The organism is Streptomyces boetiae (assembly GCF_031845405.1).
GTDB lineage: Bacteria > Actinomycetota > Actinomycetes > Streptomycetales > Streptomycetaceae > Streptomyces > Streptomyces boetiae.
Genome location: NZ_JAVREN010000001.1, coordinates 171,417 through 189,120 on the forward strand (window position 1 = coordinate 171,417; position 17,704 = coordinate 189,120).

The following is a 17,704-nucleotide window of genomic DNA, read 5'->3' on the forward strand; positions in this document are numbered from 1 at the left end:
TCCGCCTGTGGACGCTCCCGGGCCACGGGCGTTGCCGGACGTCAGCCCAGCGCTAGCCCGCCAGGGCCGGGGGCGGCGGGGCCCACGGCAGGTGGGCGACCAGTTCGAACGCGGCGTCCGCGGGGCCGTGGCGGAGTGTGCCGCCGTCCAGGGCCGTGCGTTCCTCCAGGCCGGCCAGGCCCGCGCCGGCGCCGGGGATGCCGGCGGGGGTGGCGCCGGTGGGGAGGGGGTTGCGGACCGAGACGGTCAGGCCGTCGCCGGGGGCGCCGGCCAGGGAGACGGTGACGGGCGCGCCGGGGGCGTGCTTGCGGGCGTTGGTCAGGCCCTCCTGGACCACGCGGTACGCGGTGCGCTGCACGGGCCCGCGCAGGGCCGAGGCCGCGGCGGCGTCGTAGGCGCGGGTGAGGGTGACGCGCTGCCCCGCGCGTTCGGCGTCGGCGATCAGGCGCCCGATGTCCTCGATCCCCGCGCCCCGGCCCTCGCCCGCGTCCGGGGAGCCGCGCAGCACGGTGAGGACCTCGCGCAGCTCCTCCAGTGCCTGGTGCGCGGTGTCCCGGATGGTCTGCGCGGTCTCCCCGATCTCGGCCGGGGTCAGGGGAGCCGCGGCGGCGGTGGCCGAGGTGGTGCGGTAGGCAAGGGCCCCGGCGTGGACGGACAGGAGCGAGATCCGGTGGGCCAGCACGTCGTGCATCTCGCGGGCGATGGCCTCCCGCTCGGCGCGCCGGGCGTCGGCCAGCCTGCGGGCGTGGTCGGCGCGCTCACGGCGGGCGTCCTCCCGCAGCCGGACGACGAGCTGGCGCCGCACCCGCATGCCCGCGCCGCAGGCCAGGAAGAAGAGGTAGTACGCGAGGACGAAGCCCGCGGCCACCCAGCCGCCCTCGTGCGGGACGGTGTAGAGCAGCGTGTAGGGAACGATCGCCGCCAGGTGCCCGGCCGTCACCAGCGCCGCGGTGCGCCAGGGCAGGCGCAGGCCGAGGTTGAGGATGGCCACCGTCAGCGCGCCGAAGACGCTGGAGGTGCAGGCGCCCGCGGGGATGAGCGCGACGGCCAGCAGCAGGGGGAAGCGGCGGCGCCACCACAGGGCCAGGCAGGCGAGCAGGCCGAGCCAGGGGTCGAGGGCGACCATCCAGCGCGGGAGGTAGTCGGCCTGGCCGACCCAGGCCGCCAGCAGGGCCCACACGCCCAGGGCGGCCAGGAAGAGGAGGACGTCGACCAGCCAGTCGCGGCCGGTGCGGCGGCGGGAGCGCCCGCCGCCGCCGTCCAGCAGGTCGCCCGGGAGCAGCCAGCGGTGCTCCCAGGATTCGCGCGCGTGCCCCGCCCCGGCCCCCGTGTCGGTCATGAACGCCAAGAGTACGGGGCTGGGTGGGTGGGAGAAGAGGGGCCGTGGGGGGGCGGGCGCGCTACTTCTTGCCCTGGTTGGCGACCGCCTGGATCGCGGCGCGGGCGGCCTCGGGGTCGAGGTAGCGGCCACCGGGGGTCAGGGGCCGGTAGTCGGCGTCCAGCTCGTAGAGCAGGGGGATGCCGGTGGGGATGTTGAGGCCGACGATGTCGGCGTCGGAGACGCCGTCCAGGTGCTTGACCAGGGCGCGCAGGCTGTTGCCGTGCGCGGCGACCAGGACGGTCCGGCCGGCGGTCAGGTCGGGGACGATGCTGTCGTACCAGTACGGCAGCATCCGGAGCACCACGTCCTTGAGGCACTCGGTGCGCGGCAGCAGCTCGCTGGGGATGAGCGCATAGCGCGGGTCGCCGCTCTGGGACCACTCGGCGCCGTCGGCCAGCTCCGGCGGCGGCACGTCGTAGGAGCGGCGCCACTGGGTGAACTGCTCCTCGCCGAACTCCGCCAGCGTGGCCGCCTTGTCCTTGCCCTGGAGCGCGCCGTAGTGGCGCTCGTTCAGCCGCCAGCTACGGTGGACCGGGATCCAGGCGCGGTCGGCGGCGTCCAGGGCGATGTTGGCGGTGCGGATGGCGCGCCTGAGGGTGGAGGTGTGGAGAACGTCCGGCAGCAGCCCGGCGTCCTTGAGCAGCTCGCCGCCGCGGACCGCCTCCCGCTCGCCCTTGTCGGTCAGGTTGACGTCCACCCAGCCGGTGAAGAGGTTCTTCGCGTTCCACTCGCTCTCGCCGTGGCGGAGCAGGATCAGCTTGTTCGGTGCGTCGGCCATGTGCCCGAGATTAGAGGAGCCAAGCGGCCCCGGCCGATGCGCCCCCGCCTTCCCTCGTGGTGCAGAGTGGAGTAATGCGGGCATTTCGCCTCTTCGACGGGAAGCGGCTGCGGCGGCTCGCCCGCAGCGTGGTCGGCCAGATGTTCCTCCTCCAGGCCGCCCTGATCACGCTGCTGGTGGCCGCCGCCGTCCTCGCGCTCGCGCTTCACACCCGCAAGGACGAGACGGAGGCAGCGTTCGGCCGCGCCCTGTCCGTGGCCGTCTCCTTCGCCGAGGCGCCCGGTCTCCGCGAGGCCCTGCGAGAGCCCGACCCCACGGCCGAGCTCCAGCCCCGCGCCGAGGCCGTGCGCCGGCAGACCGGCGTGGACGTGGTCGTCGTCATGGACCGCGAGGGCATCCGCTTCACCCACCCGGAGACCGCGCGGATCGGGAAGCGGTGGATCGGCTCGCTGCGGGAGGCCCAGCGCGGCGGGGTCGTGCGGGAGTCGGTGGACGACCCGATGGGGCGCGCCCACCAGGTGGTGGTGCCCGTCCGCGACCCGGACGGGACGGTCGTGGGCCTGGTCGGGGTGGCCGTCGCCACCGAGCGCGTGGACCTGCTCGTCTCCGAGGAGATGCCGCTGCCGCTGGCCACCGGCGCCCTCGCCCTGCTGCTGGCCCTGGGCTGCTCGGCCCTCCTGGGGCGGCGGCTGCTGCGGCAGACCCGGGGCGTCGGGCCCGCCGAGGTCACCCGGATGTTCGAACGCCGCGACGCGGTCCTGCGGGCGGTGCGCGAAGGCGTGGTGATCCTCGACGGACGGAACGGGATGATCATGGCCAACGAGGAGGCCCGGCGCCTGGTCCCGAACCTGCCCCCGGACGGCTCCCGACGGCACGTCGGCGCCCTGGGCCTGGACCCGGCCACCACCCGCCTGCTGGCCACCTCCGACCGGGAGATGACCGACGAGGTCCACCTGTGCGGCGGGCGGCTGCTGACCGTCAACCACCGGCTGATCGGCCGGGACGGCTCGGCCCCGCCCTCCAGCGTCACCACCATCCGCGACGTCACCGAGATGCACGCCCTCTCCGACCGCGCCGAGGCCGCCCAGCGGCGCCTCCAGATGCTCTACCGCGCCAGCGTCCGGATCGGCACCACGCTGGACGTGCGGCGCACCGCCGAGGAGCTGGCCGCGGTGGCCGTGCCCGACCTCGCCGACGCGGTGACCGTGGACCTCTCCGAGGAGGTGCTGCGCGGGGCCGAGATGCCCGGCGGCGTGATCCGGCTGCGCCGCATCGCGCTGGAGAGCGTGGGCGGCGACACGCTGCTGCACCCCCTGGGCACCCTGCTGCACATCGACCCCGCCCAGCCCCGGGTGCGGGAGCTGCGCGGGGGGCAGCCGATGCTGGAGACGGACCTGGCCGGCACCACCTGGTGGCGGGTCCAGAGCGAGGAGCACGCCCAGCGCCTGGTGGACGGCGGCTACCACTCCCTGATCAGCGCGCCCCTGCACGCCCGCGGCGTGGTCCTGGGCGTGGTGAACCTCTGGCGCAGGCAGCGGGCCGAGCAGTTCGACTCCGACGACCTGTCGCTGGCCGCCGAGCTGGCCAGCCGCACCGCCGTCAACATCGACAACGCCCGCCGCTTCTCCCGCGAGCACGAGATGGCCGCCACCCTCCAGCGCAGCCTGCTGCCCAGCGCGCTGCCCGAGCAGAGCGCCGTCCACGCCGCCTACCGCTACCGGCCGGCCGCCGCGGTGGGCGGCGACTTCTTCGACATCATCCCGCTCTCCGGCGCCCGGGTGGCCCTCGTCGTGGGCGACGTGGTCGGGCACGGGCTGCACGCCGCCGTCACCATGGGCCGGCTGCGCACGGCCGTGCACAACTTCGCCGCCCTCGACCTGCCGCCCGACGAGCTGCTGGGCCGCCTGGACGAGCTGGCCGACCGCATCGACCGGGAGAGCGCCGACCAGCACGTCGGGGAGTGGTCCGGGATGGGCGCGCTGGGGTCGTTCACCGGCGCCACCTGCCTGTACGCCGTCTACGACCCCGTCGAGGGCCGCTGCACCGTGGCACGGGCCGGGCACCTGCCGCCCGCGCTGGTCTTCCCCGACGGGCGGGTGGAATTCCCCGAGCTGCCCGGGCAGCCGCCGCTGGGCGTGGGCGGGATGCCGTTCCAGACCGGGGAGCTGAACCTGCCCGAGGGCACCCGTCTGGTGCTCTACACCGACGGGCTGGTCGAGGCCAGGAACCGCGACATCGACGTCGGGTTCGACCTGCTGCACGCCGCCCTTGCCGACTCCCCCGGCGGCGACCCCGAGGCCACCTGCGACACCGTGCTGGAGCGGCTGCTGCCCGAACGGCCCAACGACGACGTCGCGCTGCTGGTGGCCCGCACCCGCGTGATGGCGCCCTGGCAGGTGGCGAGCTGGGAGGTCCCGGCCACGCCGGCCTCGGTCACCCGGGTCCGCCGCGAGGCCGCCCGCCGGCTGGCCGAGTGGGGCATGGAGGACGCCTCGTTCGTCACCGAGCTGATCCTGACCGAGCTGATCACCAACGCCGTCCGCCACGCCGAGGGCCCCGCGCGGGTCCGGCTGCTGCGGGACCGGACCCTGATCTGCGAGGTCGCCGACTCCAGCAGCACCTCCCCGCACCTGCGTTACGCCTCGGAGACGGACGAGGGGGGCCGCGGCCTCTTCCTGGTGGCGAAGTACGCCGACCGCTGGGGCACGCGCTACACGGCGACCGGCAAGATCATCTGGGCGGAACAGCGGCTGCCTCGCCGGCACGGCTGAGGCCGACGACGGCGCGCGGGCGCTCGCGCGGGGGCGGCGGGGCGGGCGCGCTCCGCGCGGGCCGGGTGGGCGCGGCCCGTGGACGGCGCCGCCGCTGCCCTCGGCCTTGCCACGGGCCCGCGCGTGCGGGCCAACGCCCGTGGCCGGCGCCGCCGCCGAGCCGTGGCGCGGGCCCGGCGCGCCGCTCGGCGGCGGCTTTCCGGAGAACGCCGGGTGCTGCGGCCGGTGCCGGCCTGGCTGCCGGCCCGGGCTCGGACCCGGCCCCCGGCTCCGAGGACCCGGGAGGCCCCCAGCCGTGCGCTCACCACAGCGGCGCTCAGCAGTTGACGCGGTCCGCGCGAGAGCGGGTGCACACCACCGCCCCCGCGCCACCGAGGCAGCCGTGCTCCAGGGCCACACCGCAGGCGCGCTCGGCGCCAGAGCGGTGCACACCGCCACCGCCCGCTGCGGGGTTCAGGCTTGGCGCGGGCCCGTGCCGGCGCGGTCCGCGCCCGTGAGGTGGGCGAAGGCGTCGAGGTTGCGGGTGGATTCGCCGCGGGAGGTGCGCCAGGCGTACTCGCGGCGGATGGCCGTGGCGAAGCCCAGCTCCAGCAACGTGTTGAAGGGGCCGTCGGCGTTCTCCAGCACCGTGCCCAGCAGCCGGTCGATCTCCTCCGCGGTCACCGAGGCCAGCGGCAGGCGCCCGGCCAGGTAGATGTCGCCGAGCCGGTCCATGGCGTACGCGACCCCGTACAGCCGCGTGTTCCGCTCCAGCAGCCAGCGCATGACCGCCTCGTGGTTCTCGTCCGGGCGGCGGACGACGAAGGCGTTGACCGACAGCGCGTGCCGGCCGACCACCAGCGAGCAGGTGGTGGACAGCTTCCGCGTCCCCGGCAGCTTCACCACGTAGTGGCCCGGGTCCGGGGACTCCCACTCGGCGCCGAGCGTGTCGAGCGCCTCCTCGATGACCTGCTCGATGCCCTGCCGCGGATCAGCCATAGTTCGATCGTAGGCCCCGGGTCACGAACCGGTGCGCCTGGATGGCCTCTTCGTAGACCGCCAGCGTGCGCGCGGCCGTCGCCTCCCAGCCGAAGCCCCTCGCGTGCCGCGCCGCGGCCTCCCCCAGCCCGGCCGCCAGCTCCGGCCGCGCGGCCAGCCGCGCCAGCGCCCGCGCGTAGTCGGCCGGGTCGTGGCCGTGGATCAGGAACCCGGTCTCCCCGTCCCGCACCACCACCGGCAGGCCGCCGACCGCGGCGGCCACCACGGGCGTTCCGCACGCCTGCGCCTCGGCCGCGACCAGGCCGAAGGACTCGCTGTAGGAGGGCATCACCAGCACGCTGGCCGCCCGGTACCAGTCGGCCAGCCCGTGCTGGGCCACGGGCGGGCGGAAGCGCACCACGTCCGCGATGCCCAGGCGCGCCGCGAGCTTCTGGAGCCGCTCGGGCCGGGCCAGCCCGGTGCCGCTGGGCCCGCCGACCACCGGCACGATCAGCCGCCCGCGCAGCGCCGGGTCCGCGTCCAGCAGCTCCCGCACCGCGTGCAGCAGGATGTCGGGGCCCTTCAACGGCTGGATGCGCCCCGCGAACAACGGCACGAAGGCATCCGGCGGCAGCCCCAGGCGTTCGCGCGCCGCGGCCCGGCCGTCCCCCGGCCGGAACGTCCCGAGGTTCACGCCCGGGTGCACCACGGCCGTGCGCAGCGGGTCGGCCTCGTAGTGGCGGGCGAGGTCGGCGGCCTCCTCGGCGGTGTTCGCGATCAGCCGGTCGGCGGCGCGAACGATCTGCTCCTCGCCGATCTCGCGCGCGGCGGGCTCGGGGGTGTCCCCGGCGGCCAGCGAGGCGTTCTTCACCCGGGCCATGGTGTGCATCGCGTGCACCAGGGGAACGCCCCAGCGCTCCGCGACCAGCCAGCCCACGTGCCCGGAGAGCCAGTAGTGGGTGTGCACCACGTCGTAGTGGCCGGGCCCCGCGCCCGCCCACGCCTGCATCACGCCGTGCGTGAAGGGGCACAACTGCGCCGGCAGCTCCTCCTTGCTCAGCCCCTCGTACGGCCCCGCGTCCACGTGCCGCACGAGAACGCCCGGGGCCAGCCCGACCTCGGGGGCCAGGGCGCCGGACGTGGCGCGGGTGAAGATCTCCACCTCGATGCCCAGCGCGGCGAGCTGCCGGGACAGCTCCACGATGTAGACGTTCATGCCGCCGGCGTCGCCGGTGCCCGGCTGGTCGAGCGGCGAGGTGTGCACGCTGAGCATGGCGACCCGGCGGACCCGGCGGCTGTAGCGCACCCACGCCTCCCGACGACGAGCGGACGAGCAACGGACTCGGAACGGCCCGGGGCCCTGTACGGCTCCTCTGCGGCTCCTGTACGGGGACGGCCCTTCCCCGCGTTCCCCGGGTCCTCCGTGGGCAACCCTGCTCCCGGCGCGCTTGTTCCCGATCTGCACATCCTCTTTCGGCCTGGGCTCGGCCGTTTTCTCCGCGGGGGTACGCTCCCCCGGTGGTGGCTGAGGGCGCCGAGGGGCGGGTGACGCGGGGGACGACCGCCCCGAACCGGCTGCGCCGGATGGACCGCTGGATCGCCCACGCGCTGGCCGTTCCTCTGCGCCGGGCGCCTGCGCCGCCGCTGGCCGTGGACCTGGGCTTCGGCGCCGCGCCCTGGACCACCGTGGAGCTGGCGCGCCGGCTGCGCGGGGCGCGGGCGGACGTGCGGGTGGCGGGCGTCGAGATCGACCCGGCGCGGGTCGCGGCGGCGCTGCCGCGCGAGGAGCCGGGGCTGCGCTTCGTGCGCGGCGGCTTCGGCCTGGGCGCGGAGCTGACGGGGGAACGCCCGCTGCTGATCCGGGCCGCGAACGTGCTGCGCCAGTACCCCGAGGAGGCCGTGCCCGGCGCGTGGGAGCGGCTGTGCGCCCGGCTGGACCCGGAGGGCGGGCTGCTGGTGGAGGGCACGTGCGACGAGATCGGCCGCCGCCACGTGTGGGTGGCGCTGGGCCCCGAGGGGCCCCGGACGGTGACCTTCGCCGCGCGGCTGGCGACCCTGTCCGCCCCCTCCGACCTGGCCGAACGGCTGCCCAAGGCGCTGATCCACCGCAACGTCCCCGGCGAGGCGGTCCACGCCTTCCTCCGCGACTTCGACCGCGCCTGGGCCTCGGCCGCGCCCTACGCGCCCCTCGGCGCCCGCCAGCGCTGGCTCCGCGCCGTGGCCGCCCTGGCCACGTCCTGGCCCCTGGCGGACGGCCCGCGCCGGTGGCGCCAGGGCGAGGTCACGCTGCCCTGGGGGGCACTGGCGCCGCGCTGAGCGGCTTCCCGCCGTCTTCCGGCCCGGGCCTTCCCGCCGGGGCACCCGGCTCGGACCCGGGGCTACGCGCGGTCCTCGCCGGCGGGCGTTCCGTCGAGGGCGGCCAGGGCCCGGTCGAGGAGGTCCCGGTTGCCCGGGTGGGTGAGGGTCGCCCTGGCGCGGTCGGGGGGCAGCCAGCGGACCTCGTCCACCTCGTTGTTCCGCGTGAAACGGCCGGCCACGGCCTCGGCGACCCAGTACTGCACCACCTTCCGGTGCCCCCGCGCCAGGTATCGGGCCTCCGGCAGGGCCTCCCCCAGCACGCACTCCATCCCCGTCTCCTCCCGCACCTCCCGCCGCGCGGCCTCGGCCCAGCTCTCCCCCGGGTCCAGCTTCCCCTTCGGATGCGACCAGTCGTCGTACTTCGGCCGATGCACGAGAGCGATCTCCACCCGCCCCCCACCCCCTCGCCGCCACAACACACAGCCTGCGGCCCGCACTTCGTCCCCACCGGCGACGTGGCTCGGGTCCGGCGCCGGCCCCGCCTCCCCCACCGCCCCGCCACCGGGCGCAGCGCCGGAGCCGGCCGAGGGGCCGGAGGCTGCGCTGGTGAAGCTGTCGGGAGCCCTGCGGCCCCCAGCGCCGGGGTCTGCGCCGGAGCTGGGACCGCGCGCAGCGTCAGGCCCAGCCGGAGGGCCGCCCACCGGCCCACCGCCGGGCGTTCCGCCCGAACGGCCGCCGAGCTCCGCGTCCGGCCCGGGCGCGAGGACTCGCCTCCCGCCGGCCGATCCCGAGCCGCGCACGGCGCGGAGGCCGTCCGCCAGGCCCCCACCGGGCCCGGGCGGTCGGGCGCCGCCGGGGGCAGGGCCGGGCGTCCCGCCGGAAGGGGCGTCAGACCAGAGGCCGCGCGCAGCGCCGGGCCCGGGCGGTCGGGCGCCGCCGGGCCCAGCCCCGGGCGTCCCGCCGGAAGGGGCGTCAGACCAGAGGCCGCGCGCAGCGCCGGGCCCGGGCGGTCGGGCGCCGCCGGGCCCAGCCCCGGGCGTCCCGCCGGAAGGGGCGTCAGACCGAAGGCCACGCGCAGCGCCGGGCCCGGGCGGCAGGCCGGCGGGCGGCAGGCCGGTGGGTGGCCGGAGCCGAGCGCAGCGGTCACGCATCGGAGGGGTCCCGGCGCTTGCGGCGGTTGCGGCGGGATTCGATCAGGGACTCCTGGATGTTGCGCAGCGGGCGGCCCTCCGCGTCCTTCGCGTGGCGGGTCCAGCGGCCGTCGCCGTCCAGGTGCCAGGAGGCCGTCGCGTCGGACGTTCCCGTGGCGAGCAGGCGGGTGAGCGCCGAGCGGTGCGCCGGGTCCGCGACCCGGACCAGGACCTCGATGCGCCGGTCGAGATTGCGGTGCATCAGGTCCGCGCTGCCCAGCCAGACCTCGTTCTCGCCCGCGTCGCCGCCGCCCCCGAAGGCGTACAGGCGGGAGTGCTCCAGGAAGCGGCCCAGCACGCTGCGCACCCGGATGTTCTCCGAGAGCCCCGGCACGCCCGGCCGCAGGGTGCAGATGCCGCGCACCCAGACGTCCACGGGAACGCCCGCCCGCGAGGCCCGGTACAGCGCGTCGATGACGGCCTCGTCCACCAGCGAGTTGACCTTGATGCGCACCCGCGCCGGGCGCCCGGCCTTGTGGTGGTCGACCTCGCGGCGGATGCGGCTGATCAGCCCGTCCCGCAGGGAGCGGGGCGCGACGAGGATGCGGCGGTAGTTGTCCCGGCGGGAGTACCCGGAGAGGCTGTTGAACAGGTCGGAGAGGTCCGCGCCCACGTCCGGGTGCGCCGTCAGCAGGCCCAGGTCCTCGTAGACGCGGGCGGTGCGCGGGTGGTAGTTGCCGGTGCCGATGTGGGCGTAGCGACGCAGCTCCTCTCCCTCCTGACGGACGACCAGGGACAGCTTGCAGTGCGTCTTCAGGCCGACCAGGCCGTAGACCACGTGGCAGCCGGCCTCCTCCAGCTTCCTGGCCCACTTGATGTTCGCGTGCTCGTCGAAGCGGGCCTTCAGCTCGACCAGGACCAGCACCTGCTTGCCCGACTCGGCCGCGTCGATCAGCGCCTCCACGATCGGGGAGTCGCCCGAGGTGCGGTACAGCGTCTGCTTGATCGCCAGCACGTCGGGGTCGGCGGCGGCCTGCTCCAGGAAGGTCTGCACGGAGGTGGAGAAGGAGTCGTACGGGTGGTGCAGCAGCACGTCCCGCTCGCGCAGCGCCGCGAAGACGTTCGGCGCGGAGGCGGACTCGACCTCGGCCAGGTCGTGGTGGGTGCCGCCGACGAACTTCGGGTACTTCAGCTCGGGCCGGTCGAGGCCGGCGATCGACCGCAGGCCGGCGAGGTCCAGCGGCCCGGGCAGCGCGAAGACCTCCTCGCGGCTGATCTTCAGCTCGCGCACCAGCCGGTCGAACACCTCCGGGTCGATGGAACGTTCCACCTCCAGGCGGACGGGCGGCCCGAAACGGCGGCGCAGCAGCTCCTTCTCCAGCGCCTGGAGGAGGTTCTCGGTGTCGTCCTCCTCCACCTCCAGGTCCTCGTTGCGCGTGACCCGGAAGACGTGGGTGGTCAGCACCTCCATGCCCCGGAACAGCTCCTCCAGGTGCGCGGCGATGACGTCCTCGACCGGGACGTACCGCTGCGGCGAGGCGACCAGGAAGCGCGGCAGCAGCGGCGGGACCTTCACCCGGGCGAAGTGCTTATGCCCGCTGGCGGGGTTGCGCACCACGACGGCGAGGTTCAGCGAGAGGCCGGATATGTACGGGAAGGGGTGGGCGGGGTCGACGGCCAGGGGGGTGAGCACGGGGAAGATCCGCTTGCGGAAGAACGCCCGCATCTCGGTCTGCTCGGACTCCGTCAGGTCGGGCCAGCGCAGCAGGTGGATGCCCTCGGCGGCCAGCGCCGGGGCGACGTCGCGCTGGTAGCAGGCGGCGTGCCGGGTCATCTGCTCGCGGGCGCGCACCCAGATGTTCTCCAGCACCTCGCTGGGGGTGGCGCCGGTGACGGAGCGGGTGGCCACGCCGGTGGCGATGCGCCGCTTGAGCCCGGCCACGCGCACCATGAAGAACTCGTCGAGGTTGCTCGCGAAGATCGCCAGGAAGTTCGCCCGCTCCAGCAGCGGCGTCTCGGGGTCCTCGGCCAGCTCCAGCACGCGCTCGTTGAACGCCAGCCACGAGCGTTCGCGGTCCAGGAACCGGTCCGCGGGCAGCCCGTCGCCGGGGGGCGGGCCCTGCTCGTCCAGCTCCTCGGCCTCCAGGCCCGCCATGGGCGCCGACTCGGGCTCCCCGGCCTCGCTGGGCTCGGCGGGCTGGGGCACGGCGGCCCTGGTGCGCGTCTCCTGACTCATGCCTCCATTCTCACGCCATCCGGGCGAACGGGGCACGTCAGCCGGGTTAACGGCGTGAAGCCCCGCCTCCTCCCGGTACCGCGCGACCCACCGCCGCAGCGTGCTGGGCGGCACCCCGAACCGCCGCGCCGTCCCGCGCGCCGAGGCCCCCTCCTCCACGACGGCCCGCACGGCCCGCAGCCGCTCCCGCCCGGACAGCCGCCCGTTCCCCGTCCCTCTCGCACCGGTCATGCCACGACGCTACCCGCGGGGACGCCCGGGCAGCGGTCGTGTCCAGGGGGACGGGAGGGGCTTGCGGGGGGCGCTTGCGGGGCGCGGCCCGGCCGGTGGACCCTGGGCCGGGGGCCGGCTCGCGGGCCGGGCGCGCGACGCACGGGAGGGACACGCACGATGAGCGGCGAGGAGCCGGACCTGGCGTTCGACCAGGAGTCGCTGAACCTGATCACGAACGGCCTGCGCTCGGCGATGGACGAGCTGCGGACGGTGGGGGACGCCACCAGCGCGGCGATCGGCGGCGGGTTCCGCGAGATGTCGCTGACCGCCATGGAGGCGGGCAGCCGGGGGGTCGCCGAGGCGTTCGAGGGGTTCTGCGAACGCTGGGAGTGGGGCGTTCGCGCGCTGGTGCAGGACGCGAGCGCGCTGGCGCAGCGGCTGGGCCTGGCGGCCGGGACGCTGTGGGAGGAGGAGCGGTACTGGGCGGACACCCTCGCCGTCACGCTCAACGCGGCGCTGGCGACGGGCAATCCGCACGCCACCGAGGAGGAGGTCGCCGCGCAGGGCCTCGGGGAGATCCTGACCCCGGACGGGGCGGAGTTCGGCGGCGAGTCGTTCCGCGAGGCGGGCGAGGAGATCGCGGGGACGTGGGAGGGCGTGCTGTCGGACCGGGGCCCCGGGACGGACGAGGGCCCCGGGGCGGACGAGGGCCCCGAAGCGGACCCGGACCCCGAAGCGGGCCAGGGCTCCGCGCCCGAGGGGCGGTGAGCGGGGATGGGCCTGGACGACATCGTCAGCGACCTCACCCCCGACTCCGTCGAGAACGTCGTCGAGTCCGGCGTGGAACTCGTCGGCGAGGGCGTCGACGCCGCCTCCGGCTGGACAGCGGACCGGCTGGAGGACGCCGGCCTGGAGAGCGCGGCCGGCTTCGTCCGGGCGGCCGGGGACGCGGTGGCCAACCGCATGGGCGCGGACGTGGACGAGTGGAACCTCGACCAGACCACGGACCCCCGGAAGCTGATCCACGGCAGCGCCGGCAAGCTGCGCTCCACCGCCGCCCACCTCGTCCGGTTCCGCGACGCGTTCACGGCCGTCGGGGACGGGCTGGCCGGGGTGGACTCAGCCGGGCTGCGCGGCGAGACGGCCGACGCCTTCCGGCGGCGGATCGAGGGCGAGCCGCGCAGGTGGTACGACGCGGCGGCGGCCTGCGACCGGGCGGGGCGGGCCCTGGGCGAGTTCGCCGGCACCGTGGAGTGGGCGCAGGAACGCGCGCGGGAGGCGATCGAGCGCTACCGGGCGGCGTCGCGGGCCTCGGAGGAGGCGCGCGAGGCGCACAACGCGGAGGTGGAGCGGTACAACCGGGCGGTCGACGCCCACAACGCCGCCCCCGCCGAGCAGCGGGGGTCCCTTCCGCTGCCGCCCCGGCCGGGGGCGTTCCACGACCCCGGCGTGGCCCGCGCCGAGGAGGCGGCCGAGATCCTGGCCGAGGCCCGGCGGCAGCGGAACGCCGCGGCGGACGCGGCGCGCCGGGAGGTGGCCGCGGCCCGGGAGGCCGCCCCCGCCACGCCCTCCTACGGCGATCAGGTCACCGACGCCGCCACCGAGGGCGTTCTGCACTCGGCGCACGTCACCGCGGGCGTCCTGCGCGGCGGGGCCGGGGTCCTGAACTCCGTCCGGGCGGCCAATCCCCTGGACCCCTACAACCTCACCCACCCGGCGGAGTACCTCACGAATCTCAACAGCACGGGCGCGGGTTTCGTCCAGGCCGCGCGGGACCCGGCGGGCGCGGTGGAGACGGCGCTCGACTCCGCCGGGCGGGACCCGGCCGAGGCGATGGGGCGGGCCGTTCCCGAGGTGCTGGGGAGCCGGGGGCGGGGGGCCCTGCGGCCGGAGGCGCCGGGCGCACCGGACGCACCGGACGTTCCCGGCGACGCTCCCGCCCCCTCCGCGCGCGAGCAGGTCCGCGAGGACGGCCCGCGCGAGCGCGCCACGCCGGACGCCGAGGCGACCACCGGCGGCACGGACCCGGTCAACCTCGCCACCGGCCGGATGTTCCTGGCCCAGGCGGACGTGACGCTCCCCGGCGCGCTGCCGCTGGCGTTCACCCGGCGCGTGGAGTCCGGCTACCGGCTGGGCCGCTGGTTCGGCCCGTCCTGGTCCAGCACGGTGGACCAGCGCCTGGAGATCGACGCGGAGGGCGTCGTCCTGCTGACCGAGGACGGCCTGGTCCTCGCCTATCCGCACCCGGCCCCCGGCGCCCCGTCCCTCCCCGCCTCGGGTCCGGCGCGCCCGCTGGAGCGCACCCCCGAGGGCGACTACCGGCTGACCGACCCGGCCGCCGGCCTCACCTGGCACTTCGACGGCCCGGCGGAGGCCCAGGGGGACGGGCCCCGCGAGGCGCTGCTCGCCGAGATCAGCGACCGCAACGGCCACCGGATCACCGTCGAGTACGACGGCACCACCCCCACCGGCCTCGTCCACTCCGCCGGCTACCGCCTCAGGCTCACCACCGAGGCCGGCCGGGTCACCGCCCTCCACCTGGCCGGCGCCGCCCCCGACGGCTCCGACCAGGAGCTGGTCCGCTTCGGCTACACGGCAGGGAACCTCACCGAGGTGATCAACTCCTCGGGCCGCCCACTGCGTTACACCTACGACGAGCGCGGCCGGGTCACCTCCTGGACCGACACCAACGGCCACCGCTACGCCTACGCCTACGACGGCCTCGACCGCTGCGTGGCCCAGGGCGGCACCGAGGGCCACCTCGCGGCCCGGATCGCCTACGGGGATCCCGACCCCTCCACCGGGCTGCGGGTCACCACCGTCACCACCCCGGAGGGCCACGCCCGGCACTACGCCGTGGACGCCGCCGGCCGCGTCGTCGCCGAGACCGACCCGCTGGGCCACACCACCCGCACCGCCTACGACACGCGCGGCCGGGTCACCGCGCGCACGGACGCGCTCGGCCGCACCACGGCGTTCCACCGCGACGCGCGCGGCGACGTGGTGGCCGTGGTCCGGCCCGACGGCTCGCGTTTCTCGTTCGCGTACAACGACCTGCGCCTGCCGGCGGAGATCGCCGAGCCGGGCGGGGCGGTCTGGCGCCTGGCGTACGACGAGCGGGGCAACCGCACGGCCGTCACCGACCCGGACGGGCACACCACCCGCTACGCCTACGACGCGAACGGCCGCCCGACGGCCGTGACCGACGCCCTGGGCGCGACCACCCGCCTGCGCTGCGACGCCGCCGGCCTGCCCGTGGAGATCACCGACCCGCTCGGCGGGGTCACGGCCTTCCGGCGCGACGCGTTCGGCCGGCCCGTGGAGATCACGGACCCGCTGGGCGGCACCGAGCGCCTGGAGTGGACGGTCGAGGGCCGGCCCGCCCGGCACGTCGCGGCGGACGGCGCCGAGCGGAGCTGGGCCTGGGACGGCGAGGGCAACTGCGTCCGGCACACCGACCCGGTCGGCGGCGTGACGGCCTTCGCGTACGGCCCCTTCGACCTGCCCCTCGCGCGCACCGACCCGGACGGGGCGCGGCACGCGTTCGCCCACGACTCCGAGCTGCGGCTGCGCTCGGTCACCAACCCCCGTGGCCTGACCTGGACTTACGCCTACGACGCGGCCGGCCGCCTGACCTCGGAGACGGACTTCGACGGCCGCACGCTGACGTTCGCCCACGACGCCACCGGCGCCCTCACCGCCCGCACCAACGCCCTGGGCCAGACCGTGGCGTACGAGCGCGACGCGCTGGGCCGCGTCGCCCGCAAGGAGGCCGACGGGCGGGCCACCGTCCATCTCTACGACGCGGCCGGGCGCCTCGCCTCGGCCCTGGGGCCCGACGCCGAACTCCACCTGCGCCGCGACCGGTTGGGCCGGGTGCTGAGCGAGACGGTGGCCGGCAGGGTCCTCTCCCACGCCTACGACCCGCTGGGCCGGCCGGTCTCGCGCACCACGCCGGGCGGCGCCGTCTCCGCCTTCCGCTACGACGCGGCCGGGCGCCGCACCGGCCTGGACGCCTCGGGGCACGCACTGGCCTTCGCCCACGACGCGGCGGGCCGGGAGACGGCGCGCCGGGTCGGCTCCCTGCTGCTCACCCGCGACTGGGACCCGGCCGGCCGCCTGGCCTCCCAGGCCCTCCTCGCCTCCGGCGCCCCCGAGCCGCTGGCCCGCCGCTCCTACACCTACCGGGCGGACGGCCACCTCGCGGCCCTGGAGGACCCGGCGGGCGGGGCGCGCGCCTTCGACCTCGACGCCGTGGGCCGGGTGACGGCCGTGCGCGGCCCCGGCGGCTGGGCCGAGAGCTACGCCTACGACGGCGCCGGGGACCAGACGCACGCCGCGTTCCCGGGCGCGGGCGCGGCGGCCGGGGCGCGCGCCTACGCGGGCACGCGGGTCACCCGGGCCGGCCGGATCCGCTACGCCTACGACGCGGCCGGCCGGATCACCTCGCGCCGCCGCCGTCGCCTCTCGGGCGAGTGGGAGACCTGGCGCTACGCCTGGGACGCGGAGGACCGCCTGACCGCCGTCACCACCCCGGACGGCACGCGCTGGCGCTACCGCTACGACCCGCTCGGCCGCCGCGTCGCCAAGGAGCGGCTGTCGCCCGACGGCTCATCGGCCGTCGAGCGCACGGATTTCACCTGGGACGGGCCGGTACTGGTCGAACAGACCACCGCGGCTCCCGCCTTCCCCGCCCCCGTCACCCTCACCTGGGACCACGACGGCCTCCACCCCATCGCCCAGACGGAGCGCCGCGGCGACACGGACAGCCGGTTCTTCGCCATCGTCACCGACCTCATCGGCACGCCCACCCACCTGGTCGACCCCGCCACCGGCACGGTCGCCTGGCAGTCCCGCACCACCCTCTGGGGCACGACCGCCTGGCCCACCACCAGCACGGCCCACACCCCCCTCCGCTTCCCCGGCCAGTACGCCGACCCCGAATCCGGCCTCCACTACAACCTCCACCGCCACTACGACCCCACGACGGCCCGCTACACCACCCCCGACCCCCTCGGCCTCACCCCGGCCCCGAACCCCGTCGCCTACGTCCACAACCCACTGACGTGGTCGGACCCTTGGGGGCTCGCTCCTTGCCCAACCGGTGACAGGGCCATCGACGAATCGCTGGCACGGATCGACCCCGATAATCTGACGATGACCCGGACCGTGGAGCGCCATCTCGACGATTTCAGCGGAAGGAGGCAATCCGCAGACGGCGGGTACTACACCTTCCGCACGCGCCCCTTCGTTGATTCGCATCAACTCGTCCTCGACATCATGGCCGGAAGTGCGCCGATGCTCGACCCCCGGGGCGTTCCCGGGGCGCTGAGATGGGACACCCCTGGCGCCTTCAACGGCAGATCAGGAAGATGGGAACTGGTCATCGACACGCAAAACAATCGGATCATGCATTTCAATTTCACGAGCGAGAGATGATGACGCTGCGCTTCTCGGCCCAGGAGGGCGGTGCACCGCTCGAAGGGGTACTCACCTACGTACCTCTCGATCACGCCTTCGAATACGAGGCGACCGATCCGCCGGACCTCTACGCTCGCCAGGGGAATGCGGGGGCGGCAAGCCTCACCCGTGACACACTTCAGATCGTCGTGGGCGTCGAGCGCGGGTGCCTGTTGTACGTATGGGGCTATTACCCCCTGGAAGGCTTTGCCGTCACGGGACTCACCGCCCCGCCGTCCACCCCGGGGAGGGTCTTCGCGACCTGCTCCCAAGCGTGGGACGAAAGTGTGGCGACGCGACTGCCCGATGAGGATTGGGCGGATTTCTACGATCCGGAAAGGCGGCTCTTTCTCATCAGCCGCCGCGCAGGAAAGGCGGATCGACACATCCGCATCGCACAGGGAATCACCCTCGGTCTCGGCGGCACGGAACTCGACGAGATCTGGCTGGAGCCGAGGTTCGAAGCTGACTGAGCGACTG

Annotated in this window: 11 protein-coding genes and 1 pseudogene; 5 read left to right on the forward strand and 7 right to left on the reverse strand. The window is 75.8% G+C overall.

The window, feature by feature from the left end; genetic code table 11:
* Positions 1-52: 52 nt before the first annotated feature.
* A complete protein-coding gene (locus RM780_RS00795) occupies positions 53-1,339 on the reverse strand; it encodes a sensor histidine kinase (protein ID WP_311628411.1) in 1,287 nt (428 codons plus the stop codon).
* A 61-nt stretch (positions 1,340-1,400) separates the two neighbouring features.
* Entirely contained in the window at positions 1,401-2,159 is a 759-nt protein-coding gene (locus RM780_RS00800) for a phosphoglyceromutase (protein WP_311628412.1), read from the reverse strand.
* 74 nt (positions 2,160-2,233) lie between these two features.
* Here RM780_RS00800 and RM780_RS00805 point away from each other — a divergent pair, with 74 nt between their 5' ends.
* On the forward strand, positions 2,234-4,930 hold the full coding sequence (locus RM780_RS00805) for a SpoIIE family protein phosphatase (RefSeq protein ID WP_311628413.1): 2,697 nt from the start codon (positions 2,234-2,236) through the stop codon (positions 4,928-4,930).
* 453 nt (positions 4,931-5,383) lie between these two features.
* On the opposite strand, the gene RM780_RS00810 is transcribed toward RM780_RS00805, so the two are convergent.
* Together RM780_RS00810 and mshA are read right to left on the reverse strand one after the other, a co-directional pair.
* Positions 5,384-5,908 carry a type III secretion system chaperone family protein gene (locus RM780_RS00810; protein WP_311628414.1) on the reverse strand — a complete coding sequence of 175 codons (525 nt, stop codon included), beginning with the start codon at positions 5,906-5,908 and terminating at the stop codon, positions 5,384-5,386.
* Positions 5,901-7,160, reverse strand: coding sequence for a D-inositol-3-phosphate glycosyltransferase (gene mshA / locus RM780_RS00815; RefSeq protein WP_394812854.1), 1,260 nt, complete (start codon positions 7,158-7,160; stop codon positions 5,901-5,903). Before mshA ends, RM780_RS00810 begins: the two co-directional genes overlap by 8 nt.
* Before the next feature lie 311 nt (positions 7,161-7,471).
* Here mshA and RM780_RS00820 point away from each other — a divergent pair, with 311 nt between their 5' ends.
* The gene (locus RM780_RS00820; protein WP_311628502.1) at positions 7,472-8,203 is read left to right on the forward strand and encodes a class I SAM-dependent methyltransferase; all 732 of its coding nucleotides are present in this window, start codon (positions 7,472-7,474) and stop codon (positions 8,201-8,203) included.
* A gap of 62 nt (positions 8,204-8,265) precedes the next feature.
* Here RM780_RS00820 and RM780_RS00825 read toward each other — a convergent pair whose 3' ends face one another.
* The 3 genes and pseudogenes from RM780_RS00825 to RM780_RS27785 form a co-directional block, all read right to left on the reverse strand.
* Positions 8,266-8,736 (reverse strand): NUDIX hydrolase, encoded by a 471-nt coding sequence (locus RM780_RS00825; RefSeq protein WP_311628416.1) that lies wholly within the window; start codon positions 8,734-8,736, stop codon positions 8,266-8,268.
* Positions 8,737-9,328: 592 nt separating this feature from the next.
* Complete coding sequence (locus tag RM780_RS00830; RefSeq protein ID WP_311628417.1) at positions 9,329-11,551, reverse strand: RNA degradosome polyphosphate kinase; 2,223 nt, start codon at positions 11,549-11,551, stop codon at positions 9,329-9,331.
* A gap of 51 nt (positions 11,552-11,602) precedes the next feature.
* A pseudogene (locus RM780_RS27785) lies at positions 11,603-11,782 on the reverse strand (transposase); the annotation flags it as partial.
* A gap of 159 nt (positions 11,783-11,941) precedes the next feature.
* Here RM780_RS27785 and RM780_RS00835 point away from each other — a divergent pair.
* From RM780_RS00835 to RM780_RS00845, 3 genes are read left to right on the forward strand one after another with little or no spacing between them, the layout of a single operon-like run.
* Positions 11,942-12,532 (forward strand): hypothetical protein, encoded by a 591-nt coding sequence (locus RM780_RS00835; RefSeq protein WP_311628418.1) that lies wholly within the window; start codon positions 11,942-11,944, stop codon positions 12,530-12,532.
* A gap of 6 nt (positions 12,533-12,538) precedes the next feature.
* Positions 12,539-17,203, forward strand: a complete 4,665-nt coding sequence (locus RM780_RS00840) for a putative T7SS-secreted protein (protein ID WP_311628419.1) — start codon at positions 12,539-12,541, stop codon at positions 17,201-17,203.
* Positions 17,200-17,697 carry a hypothetical protein gene (locus RM780_RS00845; protein ID WP_311628420.1) on the forward strand — a complete coding sequence of 166 codons (498 nt, stop codon included), beginning with the start codon at positions 17,200-17,202 and terminating at the stop codon, positions 17,695-17,697. The genes RM780_RS00840 and RM780_RS00845 overlap by 4 nt, the downstream gene beginning before the upstream one ends.
* The last annotated feature ends 7 nt before the right edge of the window (positions 17,698-17,704 follow it).

Coding starts and splice junctions, on each gene's coding strand:
- RM780_RS00795 (WP_311628411.1), bottom strand. CDS start 1,339: ATGACCGACACGGGGGCCGGGGCGGGGCACGCGCGCGAATCCTGGGAG.
- RM780_RS00800 (WP_311628412.1), bottom strand. CDS start 2,159: ATGGCCGACGCACCGAACAAGCTGATCCTGCTCCGCCACGGCGAGAGC.
- RM780_RS00805 (WP_311628413.1), top strand. CDS start 2,234: ATGCGGGCATTTCGCCTCTTCGACGGGAAGCGGCTGCGGCGGCTCGCC.
- RM780_RS00810 (WP_311628414.1), bottom strand. CDS start 5,908: ATGGCTGATCCGCGGCAGGGCATCGAGCAGGTCATCGAGGAGGCGCTC.
- mshA (WP_394812854.1), bottom strand. CDS start 7,160: ATGCTCAGCGTGCACACCTCGCCGCTCGACCAGCCGGGCACCGGCGAC.
- RM780_RS00820 (WP_311628502.1), top strand. CDS start 7,472: ATGGACCGCTGGATCGCCCACGCGCTGGCCGTTCCTCTGCGCCGGGCG.
- RM780_RS00830 (WP_311628417.1), bottom strand. CDS start 11,551: ATGAGTCAGGAGACGCGCACCAGGGCCGCCGTGCCCCAGCCCGCCGAG.
- RM780_RS00835 (WP_311628418.1), top strand. CDS start 11,942: ATGAGCGGCGAGGAGCCGGACCTGGCGTTCGACCAGGAGTCGCTGAAC.
- RM780_RS00840 (WP_311628419.1), top strand. CDS start 12,539: ATGGGCCTGGACGACATCGTCAGCGACCTCACCCCCGACTCCGTCGAG.
- RM780_RS00845 (WP_311628420.1), top strand. CDS start 17,200: ATGATGACGCTGCGCTTCTCGGCCCAGGAGGGCGGTGCACCGCTCGAA.